This window comes from Rhodococcus sp. P4_F3_2, assembly GCF_056401335.1.
In genome coordinates, this window is record NZ_JBFUJN010000008.1 from 273,467 (window position 1) to 294,855 (window position 21,389).

Here is a 21,389-nt window from a genome sequence, read left to right on the forward strand (position 1 = left end):
TTGCTGTGAAGGCTTGGCGCGTCAACGAACTCGGTCAACCCCGCGATGTGCTCGCGTTGGAGGAGACCGCGGATCCCACCCCGAATGCGACGGAGATGTTGGTCAAGGTGCTGGCGGCTCCGGCCAACTTCCCCGACGTCCTCATGTGCCGGGGTGAGTACCAGATCAAGCCGCCACTGCCCTTCACACCCGGTGTCGAACTGTGTGGTGAAGTGGTCTCGGTCGGTGAATCGGTGACCAAGTTCGCAGTGGGGGACCGGGTGATCGGTAATCCGAGTCTGCCGTCCGGCGGATTCGCCGAGTACTCGGTACTGGATCAGAACAACACGTTCCCGGCGCCGTCGGCTCTCGACGACGCGGAAGCATCCGCTCTGAGCATCGGCTATCAGACAGCGTGGTTCGCTCTGCATCGCCGCACCCAACTGCTCGAGGGTGAGACGTTGTTGGTCCACGCTGCTGCGGGTGGTGTGGGTAGTGCGGCAGTGCAACTCGGCAAGGCGGCAGGCGCCAAGGTCATCGGCGTCGTCGGCGGCCCGGACAAGGCCGAGTACGCGCGCAAGCTCGGCGCAGACCTCGTCGTCGACCGTCACAGTGAGGACTTCGTGGCAGCGGTCAAGGAGTTCACCGGCGGCAAGGGCGCCGACGTGGTCTTCGATCCGGTCGGCGGCGACGCCTACGCGAAGTCCACCAAGTGCATCGCCTTCGAGGGACGGATCGTCATCATCGGCTTCGCTGGTGGCACGATCCCGCAGCCGGCACTCAATCACGCTCTCATCAAGAACTATTCGATCATCGGACTGCACTGGGGGCTGTACAAGGCCTACAACCAGCAGGCCATCGACGACTGCCACGTCGAGCTCACCAGGCTCGCCGATGCCGGCTTGGTCAAACCACTGATCAGTGAGCGGTTGTCGTTGACGGACGTTGCCGACGGTATCGGTCGCCTCGGCGACGGCACCACTGTTGGTCGCGTCGTGTTCCAGCCCTGATTCTTGCTGTGCGCCTTTATTAACCCCCGGCGGTTAATAAAGGCGTACCCCGATCGGTAAGGCGTACCGCGGCGCGTTCAACAACACTCAGGCTCAAGAGCTTGCTGCACATGCCATTTCGAATGCAGTTCAGCGCGCGGGCCTCGAGGGCGGCGAGGTCGAGGACGTCATCCTCGGCGCCGCGCTGCAGCAGGGATCTTCCGGCGGCAACGTCGCACGGCAAGCGGTGCTGCGGGCCGGGCTTCCGGACTCGGTTTCCGGAATGACGATCGATCGTCAGTGCTCGTCCGGGCTCATGGCCATCGCGACCGCAGCAAAGCAGATCGTGGACGACGGAATGCAGATCGCGGTCGGCGGCGGAGTCGAATCGATCTCGTTGGTCCAGAACGATCACATGAACAACTTCCGCGCGGCTGATCCGTGGCTGAAGGAAAACAAGCCGTCGATCTACATGCCGATGCTGCACACGGCCGAGATCGTCGCCGAGCGCTACGGAGTGACCCGCGAGCAGCAGGACGAGTTCGCGCTCGTCTCGCAGCAGCGGACCGCAGCAGCTCAGAACGCAGGTCGGTTCGATCTCGAGATCGTCCCGCTGCCCTCGATCAAGCAGGTGCAGGACAAGGAGACGGGTGAGATCCGCAGCGAGTCCGTGACGCTGACCCGGGACGAAGGCAACCGCGCTTCCACCACGTTGGAAGGGCTGTCGAGTCTGCGACCGGTTCTGGCCGACGGGACTGTCAGTGCGCATTCCTCCATCACTGCGGGCAACTCGTCTCAGCTCTCGGACGGTGCCTCCGCTTCGGTGCTGATGGAGGCAGGCGAGGCGGAACGCCGCGGGTTGGCTCCTCTCGGTATCTACCGTGGGATGGCTGTCGCGGGTTGTGCTCCCGACGAGATGGGCATCGGACCGGTGTTCGCGATTCCGCGTCTGCTGGATCTTCACGGACTGAAGGTCGACGACATCGATCTCTGGGAACTCAACGAGGCCTTCGCCTCTCAGGCCCTGTACTGCCGCGACAAGCTCGGGATCGATCCCGAGAAGTACAACGTCGACGGCGGCGGTATCTCCGTCGGCCATCCGTACGGAATGACGGGTGCTCGTCTGGTCGGCCATGCTCTTCTGGAAGGAAAACGGCGCGGAGCCAAGCTCGTGGTGGTGACCATGTGCATCGGCGGCGGCATGGGTGCTGCCGGGCTTTTCGAGGTCGCATGAGCTTGATCGAGGGACTGTTCGACGTCAGTGGCAAGACCGTTGTGGTCACCGGTGGATCACGCGGCATCGGATACATGATCGCTCGTGGATTTGTCGAAGGCGGAGCGACGGTCGTCATTTCGGCCCGAAAAGCCGAAGCCTGTGACGAAGCCGCGCGAGAGCTTTCGGAGTTCGGCACCTGCATCTCGCATCCGGCCGATCTGTCCACGGACGAGGGGATCGAGAGCCTCGCTGCGAAGGTCGCCGAGATTTCGCCGACGCTCGACGTACTGGTCAACAACGCCGGTGCCACGTGGGGAGCTCCCGTCGACGATTTTCCGGCCGCCGGCTTCGACAAGATTTTCGACATCAATGTCAAGGCAATCTTCCTCTTGACGCAGAAGCTGTTGCCGCAGTTGCGTTCTGCGGCCACTGCGGAAGATCCCGCGCGCGTGATCAATATCGGATCGATCGACGGACTCGTGGTGTCGGGTTCGGAGAACTTCTCGTACGGAGCCAGTAAGGCTGCGGTGCACATGTTGACGCGCAAGCTCGCGGCAACGCTTGCGGGGGAACAGATCACGGTCAATGCCATTGCGCCGGGCCCGTTCCCGTCGAAGATGATGGCATTCCTCCTCGAGGACGAGCAGAGTGCAAAGGCTGTGGCGGACTCGGTCCCGTTGGGCAGGGTCGGAACTCCCCAGGATGCTGCAGGTCTTGCCATCTTCCTGGCTTCACGTGCCGGGGCTTATCTGACCGGCGCGGTGATTCCACTCGACGGCGGTGCGAGCGGAGCGCGCTGACCTACTGACTGATCTTCTCTGTCCGAAAAGGCCTGAAAGTCTGAACTACTATGACTTTCAGGCCTTTTCGCGTCTTTGCCTGATTGGGTTATCTGTGACTGCAGTTGCTAGATTGTCCGAGGTTCGGGGGGAACGACGACAACACCAACAATCCCGGCCATGGGGGAGTCATGTTTCGCGCGGGGAGATCGTTGGGGGTGTTCGGGGTAGTTGCTGCTCTGGCAGCTGCTGCCGTCACGGCGGTGGCTTCGCCGGCGATGGCTGCGCCGGGATGCGTCGGAGTCAGTGGCGTCGGTAGTAGTGGAGGTCCGGCCAATGCGGCGCCGTGGCTCAACGGCAACACCGGAGGGTTGCCAGGTCTGTCCGGTCGTACTACCGCGATCGAAAAAGTCACCGGCACATACAGTCCCAACAAGACAGTTGATCGCTTCAATGTCCTGGGAACCGACCTGGGCATCATGTGGGACAACGGTGCGGGGCAGATTCTGACCGCTTTCGGCGATACCACCGGGCTCAGTCGTAACCCCACCTGCGACGGTTTGGTGGGCGAGTGGCGAAGTAATGTGCTCTTCCGCAGCTCGGATCGGGTACTCGCCGACGGTATGCGCATCGACAGCGCGCCGAAGGACGGTACCGGTCAGGCGCGTGAGATCATCTCCGGTCTGAAGATTCCGGGCGTCGAGGCTTCCAGCATCCCCACGAGCGGCATAGCAGTGAACGGTGTGCAGTATCTGAGCTACATGTCGGTGCGCAACTGGGGCGAGGCCGGGCAGTGGAGTACAAACTACTCACAGATTGCCACCTCCTCGGACAACGGCGAGACGTGGACCATGCGTCCGGAGACGCTGCGCCCCAACATCGGTGGGGTTCTTCCCGCGGGTGTCGCCCCCGTCGCCGGTAGCGAGAACTTTCAGATGAGCTCGATGGTGAAGGACGGCGAGTTCGTCTACAACTACGGAACCCCCGCGGGACGATCCGGCGAGGTTCGACTTTCTCGCGCGCCCGAGGGGGCGATCCTCGATCTTTCCGCCTACGAGTACTGGAACGGAAACGGCTGGATCCGAGCCGATCCCGCTGCGGCCGTACCCGTCATGGACGGCCGCATCGGGGAGATCTCCGTTCAGTACAACGAGTTCCTCGGCAAGTTCGTGGCGATGTACGCCGACGCGTTCAGTTCGATCGTGATGCGAACCGCTCCCGGTCCGGTCGGTCCGTGGACGGCACCGGAAACATTGGTCAATCTGGTCGAGGTTCCCGGTATCTACGCTGCATACATCCACCCGTGGTCCAGTGGTTCGGATCTGTACTTCCTTGCCACCACGTGGGCCGACTACAACGTCATGTTGATGCGTACGACGCTCGTTCGCTGATCCGACTCACGTTTGCGCAGATTTACATTTGCGTTGGTTGGAGGTACACGATCTCCTCGGTGATCGGCGCGTCGTCATCGGCGTCGGTCGGCGGTTCTTGTCGGCGGCGCCACCAGATGGTGAACAAGACGGCTCCGATCACCAAGGCAGCCAGAGCGATTACCGCCACCCAGAATTTCGGCCCGTAGTATCCGACTAGGACCATACGCATGGCGTTGCGCGCCCACGTGAGTGGCATCAGAGCGTGCAGCCACTGCAGAACCGTCGGCATCTGTTCGATGGGGTACACCGCGCCGAAGGCGAAGATCTGAATCATCAAGGCGCCCAAAGCGATGAAGGTTCCGTTGACGGCTCCGAACACAACGGTGAAGAGCCTGCCCGAGCTGACCGCGGCGGCACCCACCAGGATCATCACTGCGATCATCGCCAGAACACTAGGTGGTTCGACGTTTGCCACGGTCAGTGACACCACCGACAACACGAGCGCCGCGACCAAGGTGACCAGGGCGGGAATGCGGTAGCGGCGCAGCCCCTCACGCACCACGCTGGTGTGCGAGTTCAGTGAACGTCCGCGTCGTGGACGGACGACGAACCACGTGAGAATTCCGCACAGGAACAGTGCCACCGAGATCACGGCAGGGACGGCTCCCGGTCCGAAACCGGCTGCGGGATAGTTGTTCCGCGCGTCGATGGCAACCGGGGACGAGAGCAGATTGGCTGTGGTGGCGCGTTCGTCGTCCGAGAACTGCGGCACCTGGGCGGCGCCGTCGGACAAACCGGTGGCGAGTTCTGCGCTGCCCGCGTCGAGCTCGCCGACCCCGGCCGATAGCTGCCCGAGACCGTCACGGAGCGCAATACTTCCGGTGTCCAACTGCCCGAGGCCGGTGGAGAGTTCCTGTGCGCCGGTAGCGAGTTGGCCTGCGCCGTCGGACAGTTGGCCTAGTCCCGTGTTGAGTTCACCTGCACCGGCCGCCGCGGCAAGAAGCCCGCCACGGTAGTCGCTGCTCGGATCGGTGAGTTGGCGCGAGATCTCCCGCGCACCGTCGCGAAGCTGGCCGAGCTGACCGATCACGTCGTCGTCCGACGGTTGTGCAGTCAGGGAAGCCCGCAGTCCACCCAGGGCTTCGACGAGTCCGGCGGAGACCGGATCAGCCGAGTTTCGAAGCATCGACGTGAGGGCGTCGATCTGACCGACGACGGCGTCCGAGGACCCCGCGAGGTCGAGTACCGGGGTGGTGACCATGTCGACCACTTCGCTGATCTGAAGGGCTCCTGCGCCGAGTTCGTCGGTTCCCCCGACCAACTGGTTGAGTCCGCTGCTCAGCTCGCCCGAGCCTGCAGCAGCTTCGTTCGCTCCAGCAGCCAGCTCGCCGGCTCCGGCGGCCAGCTCCTTGCCGCCTTGATTCGCTTCACCCATGCCGGTGGCGAGTTCCTTGCTTCCGGCGTAGAGCTCGTTGGTTCCGGCGAGTGCTTCGGAGGATCCGTCGGAGAGTTGTTGCGCGCCAGCGGCTGCTTCACCGAATCCTGTTCCGAGTTCACCCAACCCGACCAGCACCTGGTCGATGGACTGCTCGCCGATCGACTCGGAGACCGCCGAGCGCACCTGAGCGATGATGCTTTCACCGACCGGGCCGGCGACCAGACTGTTGTAATCGTTGTACAAGACGTCGAGTTCGGCCTTGCGGCCCGAACCCGATGCGGCACTGGCCACGTCTGCGCTGAAAGTCTTGGGAATGACGACCGAGAAGTAGTAGGTGCCGTCGTTGACGCCGTCGGCGGCTTCCTGTTCCGAGACGACCTTCCATGCAACGTCTCCGCTCTCGACGAGCGCGGCAACAACTTCATCGCCGGCTTGCAGACGTGTTCCGTCGAGTTCTGTGCCGGCATCGGCGTTGACGATGGCGACGGGCAAGCGGTTGACCGTGTCGCCCGGATCCCACAGTGCCCACATGTAGAACGCCGCAATCGACAGCGGTGCGATGACGAGGACAGCGAGAACTGTCCGGATGATGTGCGTGCGTCGCGTCGTGGCCGCGTTGTCGACTACGGGTTGTGGCGCCATGTGGAGCTCTCTTCTCGTGGACCGAAGCAGTTGTGGCACGAAAGAAAGCCACCAAAACTGCTGGACATACGTCCAGCTCGGTCACGATACAAAGCAAACGGCCATCCTGTGACCGTTTTCGAAGAATTGGGCGTTATCGGCCGCCGTGCTCTGCCTCGATCTTTGCCCACTCCCACCCTCGGAAGTTGGCCAGACGAAGCTCCTCTGCTTCGTCGAAGGTGTACCACTCGGTGCTCGGCGCATCAGGGAGAGTGCCGCGCAAGTATTCGCCCAGGTAGTGAAGTGGGCCTTCCCAGCCGGTTCCGACGCCGTAGCAGCCGGTATCAGGGTCGTTGCGGAAGACATCGGCGACGGAGGCGTGCTCCAACTCGAGCCAGGTGGCGTCGGGGCCGTCTGCAGTCAGCCTGATCTCGACCTGATCGCTGTATCCGCGATCGCCGGGCGGTGTCCACTGCAGTCGCAGCAGGCGTGGGGCGTCGCAGGCCAGGATCTCGCCACTTGCCTGGCCTTCGAAGGCGTACGAGCCGCCCACCTGGAAGTCTCCGCTCACCGGAAGGAAGAAACGGTTGATGCGGTCAGGGGTCGTGATGGCGTCCCAGACGTCGTCGACCGACGCGTTGTAGCGGCGCTTGAGTACGGCAGTTCGAGCCGCACCTTCTGCGATCTCGCGGTTGCCCATGCTCCGCTCTACCGCGGTGAGGCTGGTGTCCTGGTTCGCGATCTCGGTCATTGTGAGTCTCCTTGGTCGGAAGAATTCGGTTGTGAAGATCTGCTCCGTTCGGAGCCGCGTCGTTTCCCGCGTGCGAGTTCTGTGGCCAATGCGTCGAGAGGACCGCTCCAGAACTGCCGGAATCCGTCGAGCCATTGGTCCACTTCTTGCAATGGCGCGGGCTCGACGGCATAGAGACGCCTGGTGCCTTCGCTGCGGACTGTGGCGAATCCGTTTTCTCGGAGCACTCGCAGGTGCCCGGACGCGGTCGGTTGCGAGATTCCGAACTCCGCTGCCACGACTTCGGCGATCTGACCCGCCGAGCGCTCGCCGCTGGACAGGATTTCCATGATTCTTCGCCGAACTGGGTCTCCGAGAACGTCGAACGCATGCACCAGTCATTTATATCGGCAGTGGCCAATATAGGCAAGCGCCGAAACTTGTATTCGGGCGTCGGTCAGTCCGAGAGCGCGAACTCGTCGGCGTCGAAGAGTTCACCGATCAGCCCGCCGAGATGGCGTCGATGTTCGGCCGACAGTGTCGCTGCCGCCTCGGCATCGTGGTCTGCGCACAGCTCGATCAGCTTGTTGTGATGGTCGACGGAGTCCTGGCTGCCGAGAAGGCTCGAGAACTTGCGGTAGTAGATGCGGTGAATTTGTGGGTGAACCTGGTGAATCAGCTTCTTCAACAGCGGATTTGCCGCAGCGTCGATGATGACGCTGTGTAGGCGATCGTCCGCGGTCAGCGCTCGGCCTATGTCGTTTCGCTTGACGGCAGCGGCGAAGTCTTTGTTGGCGGAGCGCATCGCCCCGATCATCTCGTCGGTGAGGTTCGGTACAGCGGTGACGACGGCCAGTTGGTCGAGAGCTTCGATGACTGCGAGTGTTGCCTCGACGTCGCCGCGGTCGAGGGTGGTTATGCGCGTGTACGCACCGGGCTTCGCTTCCACGAGTCCGGTGTCGACCAGCCTTGCGAGCGCTTCGCGGACCGGAGTTCTGCTCAATCCCAGATACTCGGCGAGTTCGCTGTCCTTGATCTTCGAGCCCGGCGCCAGTTCACCGGTGACGATCGCTTCGCGAATGCGTTCGAGAGCGATGTCGCTCATTCGTGCTCGCTCAACCGGTTTACCGCCACGCAACATACTGGATATCGTACTCTGCACGTTGCTTGTCGCAGGTCAGCCCAGGTCGGCCAACGACGCGTGTTTCCGGGCATCCGCAACGCGTAGGAGCAGCGCGCGGGCGAGAATTGTTGCCGGATCGATGATCTGACAGGTTGTGGCGTCGGCGGGCAGTCCGAGCGGAATCTCGGTGCATCCGGCCACGACGACCTGCGCGCCCGATTCGACGAGAAGATCGGCGGCCCTGACGAGTTTGTCGGTGGTCTCGTCTCCGACGTTGCCACTCTTGATTGCTCGGATCGCCGGCATCACCAGTTCGTCCTGGATCGCAGGTCCTGGCACCAGGACGTCAATCGAGTATTCCGACAGCCATTGTTGATACAACCCGGTGCGGACCGTCCCCGTGGTGGCCAACAGTCCGACGGATGTGACGGCGGGTGAGAGCGTCCGGATGTGCCGAGCAACTTCGTCGATCATGTGGACGACGGGAAGTCCCAGTTGGGATGAGATGGCGGGCAGGAAGGCGTGGGCGGTATTGCATGGGATGGCGAGCGTCGTTGCGCCCGACTCTCGGAGGACGCGCGCACCTCGAAGCAGCCAGGGGGTGGGGTCCGGGCCGTCCTCGGTGAGTGCCAATGTCCGGTCGGGAACCGTGGGATCGGCCCAGATGACAACTTTGGGGTGCTCCTGATCCGTCGAACCTGGCGTCAGGGCAACGAGTTTGGAGTAGAAGTCCGCAGTAGCGGCCGGCCCCATGCCTCCGAGTATTCCGATGACGGGTTCGCTCATGCCCGCCGGAGAGTTGGCGCTCTGCCGTATTCGTTGCACCTTCATGTTGCAATCCAACCTTTCGCATCCAATATATTGGATACTCATAATGTTGACTACAGTGAAGGAGGTTGAAGGTAGTTGTCAAGTAGGGCGCGGCGTTCCCGGAATTGCGAAGTTCGAGATCTCGCTCGATCAACAGGGGTTGGGTTCGCCGATCTTGACGGCTGAGAGCACGGCTTCGATTTCCCCGAAAGGACTTCCGGCAGAGGGTGTCTGATCGACGACAATCCAGTTGGAATCGACCAGTTGGCGTCGACCCGCGCCAGTTGCGTCAGCACTTCTCGAGAAGAAGACTCCGGCCGACTGAATGGTGTCCTGCGCGTCTTGAAGATTCATGCACACGACGTTGGGCATGATCGCGGGAGTTGCAGCGGGCGTCACTTCCGCGGCGACTGGGGTGGTGGACAGTGAAGTATTCGACGTCGTGGGTTGAGTTGTCGAGGTCGCGGCGATTCGGCCACGATCGGAATCGCGGTCGACGGCTGCCTGTACGACTTGCGCCTACAAAGTCGCGTAAAAAAGAGAAGACAATCGCCCTGCTGACTTCATTCCCGACGGTGCACGGGTCCGAATAGTGGACGCGAGGGGTACGCGAAACGCATAGAGCAGGGTGCGAAAAACGTCAGAGTGGTGGACGGCGAAACTAGCGCTAAATGGCTAATCCCCATCGGTGCGCCTAAACGACTTTAGTCAGCCGGCAATCGGAGGTTCTGCGACGATCCGCCCAGGCCTCACCCGCCCCGTTGTCGACGGGGCGGCATCTCTTGCTAGCGACGCGGCATCTTTCAGATCACGTATCCGGCGAGTGTGATGTACACGGAGTAAACGATGACGACGAGAGCTTGAGCCCTACGGATAGGTCTGAGGTGACGCCGGCGAAATAATGAGTGGCGCAGTAATCAAACCTATGGCGATGACCCAGTTCTTGATCGCACCTTCGTGATTCGGATACCTCCGCATAGCGGGGCCAGAAAGGGCATGGGCGCCCAACAGCATGGCCACGGAAGCTTGTGATCGCAAGTGCTGCACCGTGCGTCGAGTCATGCCGATCGTTGCTCAGCACGGCGGCACCCCGTGCACATTCCGCCCCCTTCATGGACGACGTGGCCGAAAAGCTTGCGACGGCGCGTGGTCATAGGCTTGTGGCAATTCCGGCAATGGGTAGGGCGCGCCGTTGGCGCTTGCTCGAGTTGCTTGATTGCGCGGCGGAGTGCTTTCTCGGTCAGGGCATCGCCGCGGCAGACGATTCCCGCCATAACCACGCCGTCAGCGACGCGCGGCTCTTCTTCCCCATAGCAAGTTCCGGCGGTCAAAGCTGAACGTGCGCAAGCCAGGAAGATGTCGCGAGGGCATCTGTCCTGACACAGCGCCTTCGCAGCGATGGTTGCCGGCAGTACCTGCCAGCTGCTCGTGTCCTTGTGGTGCAGGAATCCGGGTAGTCCAAGGCAAGGTGGTTGATCGTTCACCGCGTTAGGCTACAACATGAATTGCATGTTGTATACAACAAACTTGTAGTTACTGTAGGAAATTCAGCGCGCCCTGAGGCCAGCGACGAACGCGGCGACCATGCCTAGGTCCTCGTTCGACAATCCAGTCAAGTCGAGCAGGGGCTGCGGACGCGAAGTTGATGGGGTGCCGGTCGCGGGCCTGTCCAATCCAGTCTTGCGCAGCAATGGCACAGGATCCGCCCCCACGGCCTCGGCCATGGCCTGGAGTGTGTGCGCTGTGGTTCGGGCATCGACCTTCTTCTCGCCTTTGTACTGGGTTCCCAATTCGACCTGCGTCCAAAGGCTGACGCTGACCCCGGCTGCTCGTGCAGCAGCAGCACGAGACAGCCCCTTGGCCTGTCTCATGCTGCGGATCGCCTCGCTGACCTCCTTGGGTACCGGGGCACTTTGGCGATTGCTCATGCATCCGATTCTATACCATTACCAACAATTACACACATCTATTGCATCTTCGAATTAAATTGTTCAAACGCCTGGTGAGGAGGGTAATAGACTGCGTCCAGGGTGACTTTCTCGTCCCGGGCGGTTGGTATCTATTGCACAGATTGCACGTGCCATTGTAATCTGGGTGCTGCGTCGCGCCCCGCGACGTCGCTGTCGCGAGGGCTGGTGCCCGTCCAGGTTGCACCGGTTATCCCCGACTTGCGCTGTGCATCCAGAAGGAATCTCATGTCCACCAACGCTGTCCAGCTGCCTCCTCCGCAGACTCGTGCCCGTGAACGCGAGAATCGGCAGTTTGCCGAAGAGTTGCGCAGGCATCCTGGGCGGTGGGCGATGTATCCGTGGCCGACGCGATACCCGCACTCCACCAAACATCGTCTCCGTACAGGAATGGCGGCCGCGTTCGGTCCGGGCTTCGAGTCGGAGGTGCGCGCGGGAGTCGTGTATGTCCGATACAACCCGCAGCAACCCGCGGCGGCGCTGGATCTGATCGCCTAGAGCGTGTCTGCTAAATCTCGCGGCTCGATGCGCGATGCTGCCCCGGTGTTGTGTGCCGATGAGATTTCCGACGACCTGTGGGCCGTGATCGACTCCATGTTCCCGACACCGTCAGGCCGACGGTGTCGCCCGTGGAATGACCATCGGCTGACCCTGGAAGGGATCGTGTAAAGGTTCCGAACAGGTCACCGTGGGGTGACGTCCCCGACCACTTCGGTGCGTGGCAGTCGATCTGGGAACGCCATCGCTGCTGTTCAGGCTACGAACCTACGCGCGAATGCTCGCAGCAGTCCGTGATTTGGCACCCGAGGACGAGACGCGCCTCGCGTCTGCTTCCGGTCGACTCGACGATCGTCCGCGCCCACCAGCATGCGGCGGGAGCAGCTGACCGACGCCTACACAGGGGGCTCGATCGAATGACAAGAATCTGGCCAACGAATCCGCCGATCACGCCCTCGGCAGGTCACGCGGCGGCCTGAACACGAAGGTTCACGCTCCCACCGACACGTGCTGCTGTCCGCTGACCCTGATGCTCTCGCCTGGCCAGGCCGGCGACAACCCGTACCTGGCCCCACCGCTCGAGGCGCACCGAACGCACGACACCAGATCGTTTCGCCTGCTGGCGGACAAGGCGTACTCGCATCCGAACACACGAAAACACCTGCGGAAACGGAGGATCGCGCACACCATCCCCGAACGCGCCGATCAGAAGGAACGCCGCAAGGCCAAAGGTCAGAAGGTGGTCGCCCGCCCGCGTTCGACAAGGACTGCTACCGCGAACGCAATACCGTCGAGCGCGGCTTCGGCCGTCTCAATCAATGGCGCGGCATCGCAACCCGCTACGACAAGTACGCCATCACTTACCACGGTGGCGTACTTGTCGCAGCGCTCCTCATTCATCATCGTGTCCGCAAGTAGTGGACAGGCTCTAGTCAAGAAGGTCATATGTACACCGAACATCTCACCTCTGAGCGTCGCGCCGCTGTCATGGCGGCTCTCGAGGTCGTCCCAACGCTGTTGGCGGAACTCGATATCACTCTCAGTCGCACAGATGCCATCACCTCCGCGGATTCGCTGGGGTATGTGCGCACGACGAGAGCTGAGCAGGTCCTGCCGTTCAATAGCGGTGCCGCGAAAGCGCACCGAGACATCGCGGGGGTGCTGACCAACTATGCCGCGAAGGTCTCGGCTGCCATCGCGCAGCGTGCTCCGGTCACCGCCAGAGAGCAGTGCCAGTTCCTCATCCGTCACCTACCCCCGATGCCCGATGACTCGGATGCCCTCGTCGGATTGGATTCCGCATTGTCCAGGGCTATTCGGTTGGGATACCGAACGATCGACCGCCCGGAATCTCGTGTCCGTGTTGGCAACTGTGAGTGCGGCCGGGGACTCTCCGCGCAGTCCGATGCCGACCTCGTCCGATGCGAGGGCTGTGGGACCGTCGTCGCGGTGCGGCGTCGCCGCCGTGAAATGTTGGACCAGGCGCGCGAAATCATGGGTACCGCGGCTCAACTCGCGCGGCTGCTGTCCGACAGCTCCGGTGACCGTATCTCCGCCGAGCGGATCAGGCAGTGGGCCCGTCGAGGCAAGCTGACTGGCCATGTAGTAGGAAGCGGCACCGTGTACCGGCTGGGCGACGTGATCGAACTCTGTGAGCTGCCGCAGGGGGACTATCGCGGATCAGCCTGATTGGCAACAGATTTCAGGAATCATCTGTAATTGAGACTACCGAAGTTTTCTGAGGACCTCAGGTAGCTTCCGGTATGCGGGCAGCGGCGCGGAGTTGGTCCAGATGCAGCTGACCGGCAGCGGGTACTTCGCGTCTGCATACCAGTCGAGACGATCCACGATGCCCGGGGGCAGCACTCGCCGTTCCTTTCGCGACAGGTGGTGGAGTCGATAGCACACCGTATCGGGACTCACCTGCAGCCAGTCGGCAGCGTCCTCGACGCTGGTATAACGCGCGAGCGCATCTCTGAGATCCGCAATAGGAATCAGGTTGCGACACGCCAGCTCGTAAACGCGGAGTTCCACCCTCTGACGAGATTCGCGGCCGGCACGTGCTTTTCGGACTGTCTCCGAGTGCTCCAGTTGCGCGTGCGCGAGCGCGTGGGCGAGCGCTTCTCGACGATCCACTGTGGTCAGGTCCGCGGTGACTAGTATCGCCCGGGACTTGGGTTGCCAGATGACGATCGGTGCTGCGAAGCCGACATGGCCGATTGTGATGTCAAGTTTCGCCGCCTGGACGCGCGCGTCGTAGCGTTTGTTGGCCCTACGGCTGGCCATTCCTGCTCATACCTCGTTCGAAATTGGATCGATGGAGACCTCATGGGTTGCTGGATTCGTGCGTATGTTGCCGCCGTTACCTCAGAGTGGCCAGAAACTCGTCGTAAAGGCGCTTGTCGTCCTCGGTCAGGTCGGACAAATCACCGACCCGTGGGGGGATGCCGTTTGATCGCCCGTGGTAGCCGGCCGTACCTGCCAGCCCCGAATCCAAGGTCGAGGTGATGTCACCATCGAACTCGTCGGGGGTCTGCGGGTCCAACTCGTATGTCATAAATGCGAGATTACCGTTCGTCCCTGCGGCGCGAGCACGGGCCGGGTTGCCCTCCAGCCGGGTCACAGGTTGACGGATCCGGCCAAGGGTCGTCTTTCCCCTGCGATCGGGGCGGTGTGACGGCGGTTCCGGCACTCTGGAAGTGAATCGCCCCGGTGAGTCCGGAGACTTCATCTGGGGAGAGCGTAGCTCCTTGGATTGAGTCACTTTGGTAGGTAATTCGTTCACCACTTCGCGACGGCCCACCCTCGCTGAGGGAACTGAACACCCATGACCGGGGCCGGTGATGCCCTACCCGATTCCCACCATCTCAGGGGATTCTATGGCCTTTACCGAACGCCTCTTCGATGCCGGTATCGATGCCTCGATCGGCGCTACCGGCAACTCGTACGAGAACGCGCTCGCCGAATCGATTAACGGCCTCTACAAGACCGAACTGATCAAGGCCCAGGGCCCGCGGCGGACCGTTGACCAGGTCGAAATCGCCACCCTTGAATGGGTCGACTGGTTCAACCACCGCAGGTTATACGAGCACTGCGGCGACCTGCCGCCCCGCGGAGTACGAGGACCTCCACTACCGTGATCACCGATCTCAGTCCGTCGCTGAGTTCTCAAACTCGTAAGTCGCCAGACTCACCGGGACGATTCAAAATGGCTATTTACCTGGGGTGTTGGCCAGTTTCGGCGGATTCGTCACGGACCCGCTGATAGGCTCGGACCGTCGGATGGTGTGGATGCAAATCTGTTGTATAGCGACATATTTCGATGTCATCGCCGTCATACGGTGTTTGTGCCGTCGTCTGCCAACATCATTCGCTTCCTTGGCTCCCTCCACCGAGTCGGAGTCACTTTCCTGGCTGGCCCGCGGAGTCACGCCCTCTTCCACACCTTCAGTGCATGCATGCCCACCGAATGTCCCAGCAAACGAATATTTACAGCAAAGGAAATACCCGATGTCTTGGACCGGAGACCCGATCTGGCTGGCCGACGTGCTGCGCGCGGCCGGCCTGCGGGTAATCGAGCATGCAGGATGGCGCGATCGGGGCCACGGCGACTTCCGCGACCTTCGCGGCGTGCTGTGCCACCACACCGCCGGCGGCGGCACCGAGGACTGGCGCATCGTCCAGTACGGCCGACCCGACCTGGACGGGCCCCTCGCCCAGCTGGTGCTGGAGCGTGACGGCACCTTCCGCGTCATCGCCGCGGGCGTCTGCTGGCACGCCGGTCGCGGCTCCTGGCCCGGCTGGCCCGCCGACAACGCCAACTACCACGTGATCGGCATCGAAGCCGTCTCCCGCGGCGACGGAACCGACTGGACCCCAGCCCAGCTCGACGCTTACAAACGCGGCTGCGCCGCCATTCTGGGCCGCATCGGCCGCACCGCCGATGACTGCGTAGCCCACCGGGAGTACAGCCGAGAGGGAAAAATCGACCCCGCCGGCATCGACATGGACGAATTCCGCCGCGACGTAGCGGCCCTCCTTGAGAGAAAGGACGCGCCTATGAGCGCCTCAGAAGTCACCCAGCTCCAGGACTTCATCACCAAGTTCTGCGGCCCGATCAGCAGCGATGTCAAGGACATCCGCGAACAGCTGTGCGGCCTGGACCAACGTGACCTGGGCCAGTACGCCGGCTGGCCGCAGCTCGGTGGCCACACCCTGGTCGACGCCCTCGCTGACGTCATCGGCCGGTTGGACAGGTTCGAAAGCCGCTTCATCCCGCCCGCGCCCTAACCCCCCACGTGGCCCACCCGCGCGCACGCCTCGTTGCGCGCCCGTCTCCCGTGTAAGTCCACGGTCGCAGACGCCGCCCGGGGGCGCCCAGGTCCCGCTCTCGGGCCCGCTCATGCCCAGGTGTGAAGATCAGGCCTCGCTGAAAGGCTTCGGTCCATGCCACGACCGTTATCCGCCGGAGTTCCGATTCCGAGCCGTAGCACTCGTCCGTGCCGGAAAACTGATCACCACCGCCGCTATCGAATTCGCCATCAGCGCCGCTGCGCTCCACAAGTGGGTGCGCCAAGATCAAGTCGAGCGGGGCGAACGGGCCGGGCTCACGACAACAGAATAGGTGCAGTTGTCGAATGCGAACAAGCGCATCCGGCAACTCGAAGCCGAGGTCGAAATCCTCCGCACCGCTGCGACACTGTTCGGAGAGAACCGCTCTGCCCCAAAGGGATTCACCCGGTGGATCGACTCCCTCGTCGACGTCGGGCACCCGGTAGAGGTCTGCTGCCGACTTCTCGGCGTCAGCAGCCCCGGCTACTACATGTACAAGACCCGGCCGATGTCACCGACACGGATGCGCCGTCAGCGGCTTACCGGGTTGATCCGCGAAGTCCACACGGCTTCGCGGCAAACCTACGGGCCCGCCGGGTGCATGCGGAGTTCACGCACGGTATGGACATCGTGGTCAGTGAGAACCTCGTCGCCGAACTCATGAGGACCGCCGGCATCGTCGGCTTGCCTGGTTCTGCGAAGGTCACGCGGTTGAAGGGCATCGCGACGGCCGACGATCTCGGGCGCCGGAAGTTTCATCGTCTCTCGCCAAATAAGTTGTGGGTCAACGATATTACGGAGCATTCGACCCGTGAAGGAAAAGTGTACTGCTGTGCGGCGAAGGACACGTTCAGCCGGAAGATCGTCGGTTGGTCGATCGATAACTGCCAGGATTCGACCCTGGTAGTGAATGCCTTGGACATGGCGATCAAGAATCGCAAACCGCCTCCCGGCGGGATTGTGCATGCCGATCGTGGAGCGGGAGTTCACGTCCTGGGCATTTACTCACAGATCCGTTCTGCGGGCCTGTTGCCCTCGTTCGGGACGATCGGAGATGGGTATGACAGCGCGATGATGGAATCGTTCTGGTCGTCGATGCAGATCGAGTTGTTGAACCGGAAGAAATGGCGGACCCGACTCGATCTGGCGAGCGCGATCTTCGACTACATCGAGATCTTCTACAGCCGTCAGAGGCGGCATTCGCAGATCGATCATGTGTCGCCGATCGAGTACGAGTTACGCTTCGAGAACCTATCCGTTCCGGCTTGATCTTCACATCGGCAGGGGTAATGAACCTTAGGGCAGGTCAAGAAGTCAACCAAACCCGGGGCAATCCCGCTGCGCACAGACCGGCTGCGCGGCCTGCCGCAGCACGTTCACCGAAATAATGCTCTACCTGCACTGTTGGTCGCTTTCCGTAGGACTGTCACAAAACACCCAATAGGCTGATGCTCTCGGTGTGAGGTGGTCCGTGGTGACCGATCGAGGTTCGAGAACACTTCGACTGGCCATGAATCACATTGCCCAGACCGCGTTCCCGACGCAGGCTGCTTGGGCTTTCTCACGTCCACTCTTCATTGCCGGACCTGCCGTGTTTGGGCGAATGAGCCTGGCTGTCAACCCATTTCACCTCTTGAGTGCACCGCGCTCCAAAAGGCCGACATTGCATCGACACCGTACCGGTAGATACCCCTTCGAACGGGTACCGCGCTTTCCTTTCCGCCCCCTTTCGGCCGCTCCCCACCCTGGGGTGCGGCCTCTTTCATGAAACACCGAGGTATACGCATGGCACCAGCTAAACGCAAGGCACCAGCGAATCGCATGGCACCAGCTAAACGCCCGACCGCGCTCAAGCCCGGCGAGCCCGGCTTCATCGGCCCCGTCTCCCCGCTGGTCAATCGGCCGACTTCGCCCGCTACCCCGGCGCCTCTTACCGAGGAGCAGCAGAACTTGGCGGACCTGATGTTGGTGCAGGGACCGGCGAGCCAACCGCAGCAGCCGCCGACGCCCGGTGGTCCGGAGGACTTGCTGTCGTTTCGGAAGGACACGACACCCGCAGGCCAGCCGGTGACCTTGCCCAGCGGCACCACCGTCCAGATAGATAAGGTCAGGCTGGCGAACGGCCTGATCGGAGAGACGACCACGGTCGCCCTGCCCAACGGGAGCCCGCCCGTCCAGTCCGCTCCGCCGGGGTTGGCTATATCACCCGAGCAAATGGCGGGGCTGTTCGCCACGGACGCGGCGTACACGACCGCCGACCGCGACCGGGATCTGGCCTTGCTCAACGGTCCTCGTGTGCAGGGCCCGTACACCGCTGCCGGTTTAGCGGCGGAGGCGGCCGCCCGCCAAGCTGCGACCGCACGACTGGAGGCGCACTGGGATCAATCCGCGCTGCCTGCCTTCACTGACGGCAGCATCGTGGTGCCCGGGCTCGACTACAGTGCGGCGCAGCTGGCGAACGACCTGAGTTTGGCCTCGACGACAGGCACTTTGGACGAGCGCAGCACTCAGTTGCGTAGTAATGCCCAGCAACGGCTCCAGAAGAATGCCTATACCAAGCAGCAACAGGACAACGATCAGATCGCGGCACAGGTCCTATGCCTGCCGGTCGACGACCCGAAGATCAAGAGCCTACTCGAACAGGGCCTGAGCCCTGCGCAGGCGCAGAATGAGATCGCTCAACGGTCCTTTGCCGCCCGCAATCGACTCGCCCACGCCGAGATCGGACTCCTGTCTCCCGCACAGGCCAAACAACTCGAGAACACACCCAGGTCGTATCCGACCGACCCGACCACATCACTGACCCGCGACGACACCCCGTACGAGCCGAAACTCAGTGAGTCCTCCAAGCTGGCTCAACGGGGGGAAGATTTCCACAATCTGGTCGGTGACCTCACCGGCCTCAACGACCTCGCCGAGGGTATCGACGACGGCAATTTGGGGCAAGCCGCCTGGGGCGGCACGATGGCGGTTCTGACCTTCGTCCCGGGTGTCGGCACCATGATCGCACGCGCGGCCGGGCGCGGGATCCGCAAGGTAGGCACCGGTATCGCGAACTGGGCCGAGAAAGGACTCGAGGCTGCACCCAAGGCGCTGACAGCCGCCGAAGCCGAAGTTGCCGCACAAACGACCATCGGGCTTTCCCAGTTCCCCACCAGAGCCTTACCCGGTGCGGACCCCATCAGAGCGTTACCCGGTGGGGCACTGCTGATCCCGGACGGACCCAAGTCCTTCCCCGCCGACGGCGCATCGGTTGGTTCTCGCCCCGGCATCGTGGACTACCCGAAACCCGAGGAGCTGCCCTGGCACACCCCCGGCATCGAGGCCCCCGTGGCGGTCGCGCCACCACGCACTATCCCACGTGGTCCCGGCATCCGGAATCCCCAAGCCCAATTCGACGAATGGGGTTTGCAGACGTGGGACGAGTGGTCACCCACCGTTCCGGGAACGAAAAACCCCCGCGCGACCATGCCGCGCCGCGGCCTCGGTGAACACGGAAATGGTACTAGGGTTCGATCAACGCCGCCGCCGGGAGTCGAGGAAAGGCAAACTGCGAATGGTGTCGTCTACTGGGTCGACGAGATAACAAAGAGATTTGCCGGAATGCCGCCCGAGGCAAAGGTGCCGTCGAAGGTCGTGATGCGGGGTGAACTCCGCGACGCACCAATCAAAACCATCACGACTGACTTGCCTGAGTACGAACAATACATGCTCGACGAAATAAACGTATGGCAAAACCTCGAAAAAGCCGCGCGCGTTCAAGCCGATCTCGAGCTCAAGGGCTTGATCAAAGACATGATGATCAAGAAAGAAGATGGCACCTTCCGTGAACTCACCATCGGCGACCTCTCGAAAAAGAAAATCGAGAAAACTCTCGAGAATCTACGCAACCAGTCAGGGGAGATTGATGTCGAAAGGCTCGGTATTCTCGCGAAGGATCTGAGCCGCCAGAAAGGCGCGGTCGATGGTTTATCCGAGCTTCGGGGTGAGATCGGCGGCGACTACTTTGCCGAGAAAGCCGGAATCGACATCATCCACAAGGGTTCCGGTCAATACACTGCGGACCGGGTCGGGGTAATCACCGACGCCGCAGGCAACAAAAGAGTTGTCCTGTTGGAGTACAAGGGCGGGAGAAAGCCCAACAGTCTCAGTCCTCGTGGTGTGGAGACCGGTGTCGGTGGGGAGATCAAAGTCGAGCAGGGGACCCTGCCCTATGCGCAGGACGAATTCCTGCGCAAGGACTCCGAAGCGCTGCAGGCTCTGCGTGACTACGACCCGCGCTTGGCACAGAGACTCCTGGACGGCGAGGACTTCGACTACGTGTTGGTCCATACCGAACCCGGAACCAACAAGATCACCGCCTACCGGTTCGATCCGGGCACCGCGAAGTCGTTCCACCTCAAACAACCCGGGACCGCCCTCACGCCGGCACCAGCAGCAGGTGTGGGCGCGACGCCGATCGCGGCACCACAATGGATCACCGACCTGATGTCGTCAGGCCTGAACAACCTGAACAACCTGAACGTGTGGACCGCGCTGGCGTTGCCCGCCCTCGCGCCCCTCGCCGGCCTCGCATGGCCCGCGAACACCGACAAGAAGGTCGACCAATCGATGGTCGTCAACATCAGCATGCCCCAACCGGCCGTCACGGATGTCGACCCACGCGAGGCTGGCAGGGTGCTGACCTACGGTGCTGGCATCCGATAACCGACAACCCGCCAGCCCTCACCTCCACGGCCCCCGCGATTGGGCCGTCGTCAACAACGATCAAGAAGGAAGTAGCATCCACACATGCACGTCGACATCGAAGGCGCCACCCGGATCGCCCGCCTCGCCGCAGAATTCGACTGGACCTGGGCCGTCGACGACCTGGAACCCTTCTGCGCACAGGCTGGATGGGAGCTCGTCGAACTCAGGCATGCTGGCGCCTCGATAAGGACGAACCTGCATGTCAGTCGGCCGAAGGCGAACATGTTTGGGCGGCAACACAGAATGGATTGGATCTCGATCTTCGTCACGGACGTGGCAGATGATGCTACGCCCATGACAGTGGTGCGCCCGCTGCGGAACGCAGGGTTCGCGAATCTCACTGCGGCACTGAATTCCGTCCTTCCGATACCCACGTACTCCGAGCCCGGACCTGAGGCAACTATCCGGTGGGACCTGCCCAAAGTGGTCGTCATACTCAGTATGAGCCCCAGCGCGATCCACCTGCGACTGACGAGTCCGGGGTATCAGGCATGGGTGGATGAGCCCGAGCCGGAGTACGAGGACGAGGACGAGGACTAGGACTAGCGATCGAGGTCGGCGAGATCGCATCCGGTGCGGGAGCAGGTTTGCGCGCTCCTCACGCGAATTGGGCCACTCACATCGAATGGCGGCTAGTTACTCGGTGATTCGGGCGAGTGGGAGGGTAGCGAGGTCCTCATTCTCGTGGGCTTCGTCGCGACGTAAAGTCGATGATGTTCGAACTCGTATCGACTCGAGAAGTCCGGTGCCGGCCCGGTTACCGATCTCATTAGATCGGCTCGACG

General features: G+C 62.2%; 22 protein-coding genes and 3 pseudogenes. 15 read left to right on the plus strand and 10 right to left on the minus strand.

The genetic code is table 11. From position 1 onward, the window contains the following. The first annotated feature begins 5 nt into the window (after nucleotides 1–5). From AC1DWA_RS11565 to AC1DWA_RS11580, 4 genes are all read left to right on the plus strand, one after another. Nucleotides 6–989, plus strand: coding sequence for an NADPH:quinone oxidoreductase family protein (locus tag AC1DWA_RS11565; RefSeq protein WP_003943088.1), 984 nt, complete (start codon nucleotides 6–8; stop codon nucleotides 987–989). A 52-nt stretch (nucleotides 990–1,041) separates the two neighbouring features. Then, the gene (locus tag AC1DWA_RS11570; RefSeq protein WP_477916644.1) at nucleotides 1,042–2,202 is read left to right on the plus strand and encodes an acetyl-CoA C-acyltransferase; all 1,161 of its coding nucleotides are present in this window, start codon (nucleotides 1,042–1,044) and stop codon (nucleotides 2,200–2,202) included. Beyond that, a complete protein-coding gene (locus tag AC1DWA_RS11575; RefSeq protein WP_020909426.1) occupies nucleotides 2,199–2,984 on the plus strand; it encodes a RhlG family 3-oxoacyl-ACP reductase in 786 nt (261 codons plus the stop codon). Before AC1DWA_RS11570 ends, AC1DWA_RS11575 begins: the two co-directional genes overlap by 4 nt. Before the next feature lie 170 nt (nucleotides 2,985–3,154). Beyond that, entirely contained in the window at nucleotides 3,155–4,354 is a 1,200-nt protein-coding gene (locus AC1DWA_RS11580; protein WP_477846871.1) for a DUF4185 domain-containing protein, read from the plus strand. A gap of 22 nt (nucleotides 4,355–4,376) precedes the next feature. Here AC1DWA_RS11580 and AC1DWA_RS11585 read toward each other — a convergent pair whose 3' ends face one another. From AC1DWA_RS11585 to AC1DWA_RS11615, 7 genes and pseudogenes are all read right to left on the minus strand, one after another. Next, nucleotides 4,377–6,416 carry a YhgE/Pip family protein gene (locus tag AC1DWA_RS11585; protein WP_477846872.1) on the minus strand — a complete coding sequence of 680 codons (2,040 nt, stop codon included), beginning with the start codon at nucleotides 6,414–6,416 and terminating at the stop codon, nucleotides 4,377–4,379. Nucleotides 6,417–6,549: 133 nt separating this feature from the next. Next, entirely contained in the window at nucleotides 6,550–7,146 is a 597-nt protein-coding gene (locus tag AC1DWA_RS11590) for an SRPBCC family protein (RefSeq protein ID WP_477846873.1), read from the minus strand. Beyond that, nucleotides 7,143–7,520, minus strand: a complete 378-nt coding sequence (locus AC1DWA_RS11595; protein ID WP_477846874.1) for an ArsR/SmtB family transcription factor — start codon at nucleotides 7,518–7,520, stop codon at nucleotides 7,143–7,145. Before AC1DWA_RS11595 ends, AC1DWA_RS11590 begins: the two co-directional genes overlap by 4 nt. Nucleotides 7,521–7,582: 62 nt before the next feature. Next, entirely contained in the window at nucleotides 7,583–8,266 is a 684-nt protein-coding gene (locus AC1DWA_RS11600) for a GntR family transcriptional regulator (protein ID WP_019745689.1), read from the minus strand. Nucleotides 8,267–8,302: 36 nt separating this feature from the next. Then, nucleotides 8,303–9,079 (minus strand): cysteate racemase, encoded by a 777-nt coding sequence (cuyB, locus tag AC1DWA_RS11605; RefSeq protein ID WP_020971074.1) that lies wholly within the window; start codon nucleotides 9,077–9,079, stop codon nucleotides 8,303–8,305. 129 nt (nucleotides 9,080–9,208) lie between these two features. Beyond that, nucleotides 9,209–9,514 (minus strand): annotated as a pseudogene (locus AC1DWA_RS11610) (PASTA domain-containing protein); the annotation flags it as partial. A 1,091-nt stretch (nucleotides 9,515–10,605) separates the two neighbouring features. Continuing rightward, nucleotides 10,606–10,986 (minus strand): helix-turn-helix domain-containing protein, encoded by a 381-nt coding sequence (locus AC1DWA_RS11615; protein WP_428691099.1) that lies wholly within the window; start codon nucleotides 10,984–10,986, stop codon nucleotides 10,606–10,608. A gap of 267 nt (nucleotides 10,987–11,253) precedes the next feature. Between AC1DWA_RS11615 and AC1DWA_RS11620 the strand changes: the two genes are divergently transcribed. The 3 genes and pseudogenes from AC1DWA_RS11620 to AC1DWA_RS11630 form a co-directional block, all read left to right on the plus strand. Continuing rightward, complete coding sequence (locus AC1DWA_RS11620) at nucleotides 11,254–11,523, plus strand: hypothetical protein (protein ID WP_151531398.1); 270 nt, start codon at nucleotides 11,254–11,256, stop codon at nucleotides 11,521–11,523. A 220-nt stretch (nucleotides 11,524–11,743) separates the two neighbouring features. Next, nucleotides 11,744–11,911, plus strand: a complete 168-nt coding sequence (locus AC1DWA_RS11625) for a hypothetical protein (RefSeq protein ID WP_477916642.1) — start codon at nucleotides 11,744–11,746, stop codon at nucleotides 11,909–11,911. A gap of 87 nt (nucleotides 11,912–11,998) precedes the next feature. Beyond that, nucleotides 11,999–12,352: pseudogene (locus AC1DWA_RS11630) on the plus strand (transposase); the annotation flags it as partial. Here AC1DWA_RS11630 and AC1DWA_RS11635 read toward each other — a convergent pair. Further along, nucleotides 12,256–12,468: a hypothetical protein gene (locus tag AC1DWA_RS11635; protein ID WP_428691098.1), complete on the minus strand. Its 213-nt coding sequence runs from the start codon at nucleotides 12,466–12,468 to the stop codon at nucleotides 12,256–12,258. The pseudogene AC1DWA_RS11630 and the gene AC1DWA_RS11635 sit on opposite strands and share 97 nt — an antisense overlap. On the opposite strand from AC1DWA_RS11635, the gene AC1DWA_RS11640 reads away from it, so the two are divergent. Then, complete coding sequence (locus tag AC1DWA_RS11640) at nucleotides 12,469–13,212, plus strand: hypothetical protein (protein WP_151531397.1); 744 nt, start codon at nucleotides 12,469–12,471, stop codon at nucleotides 13,210–13,212. Between the two features lie 36 nt (nucleotides 13,213–13,248). Here the strand turns inward: AC1DWA_RS11640 and AC1DWA_RS11645 are convergent, their stop codons facing one another. Together AC1DWA_RS11645 and AC1DWA_RS11650 are read right to left on the minus strand one after the other, a co-directional pair. Beyond that, nucleotides 13,249–13,809 (minus strand): ImmA/IrrE family metallo-endopeptidase, encoded by a 561-nt coding sequence (locus tag AC1DWA_RS11645; protein WP_151531396.1) that lies wholly within the window; start codon nucleotides 13,807–13,809, stop codon nucleotides 13,249–13,251. A gap of 76 nt (nucleotides 13,810–13,885) precedes the next feature. Beyond that, nucleotides 13,886–14,080: a hypothetical protein gene (locus AC1DWA_RS11650; RefSeq protein WP_151531395.1), complete on the minus strand. Its 195-nt coding sequence runs from the start codon at nucleotides 14,078–14,080 to the stop codon at nucleotides 13,886–13,888. Between the two features lie 319 nt (nucleotides 14,081–14,399). Here AC1DWA_RS11650 and AC1DWA_RS11655 point away from each other — a divergent pair. From AC1DWA_RS11655 to AC1DWA_RS11685, 7 genes and pseudogenes are all read left to right on the plus strand, one after another. Beyond that, nucleotides 14,400–14,663: pseudogene (locus AC1DWA_RS11655) on the plus strand (integrase core domain-containing protein); the annotation flags it as partial. 370 nt (nucleotides 14,664–15,033) lie between these two features. Then, a complete protein-coding gene (locus tag AC1DWA_RS11660) occupies nucleotides 15,034–15,813 on the plus strand; it encodes a peptidoglycan recognition protein family protein (protein ID WP_151531393.1) in 780 nt (259 codons plus the stop codon). A 112-nt stretch (nucleotides 15,814–15,925) separates the two neighbouring features. Further along, entirely contained in the window at nucleotides 15,926–16,147 is a 222-nt protein-coding gene (locus AC1DWA_RS11665) for a transposase (protein ID WP_428691097.1), read from the plus strand. Continuing rightward, entirely contained in the window at nucleotides 16,148–16,519 is a 372-nt protein-coding gene (locus AC1DWA_RS11670) for a hypothetical protein (protein ID WP_477846880.1), read from the plus strand. Continuing rightward, nucleotides 16,477–17,124 carry an IS3 family transposase gene (locus AC1DWA_RS11675; protein WP_477846879.1) on the plus strand — a complete coding sequence of 216 codons (648 nt, stop codon included), beginning with the start codon at nucleotides 16,477–16,479 and terminating at the stop codon, nucleotides 17,122–17,124. Before AC1DWA_RS11670 ends, AC1DWA_RS11675 begins: the two co-directional genes overlap by 43 nt. Before the next feature lie 516 nt (nucleotides 17,125–17,640). Then, entirely contained in the window at nucleotides 17,641–20,562 is a 2,922-nt protein-coding gene (locus tag AC1DWA_RS11680; RefSeq protein ID WP_428691095.1) for a hypothetical protein, read from the plus strand. Nucleotides 20,563–20,646: 84 nt separating this feature from the next. Continuing rightward, nucleotides 20,647–21,144, plus strand: coding sequence for a DUF6301 family protein (locus AC1DWA_RS11685; protein WP_428691094.1), 498 nt, complete (start codon nucleotides 20,647–20,649; stop codon nucleotides 21,142–21,144). Nucleotides 21,145–21,389: the final 245 nt, after the last annotated feature.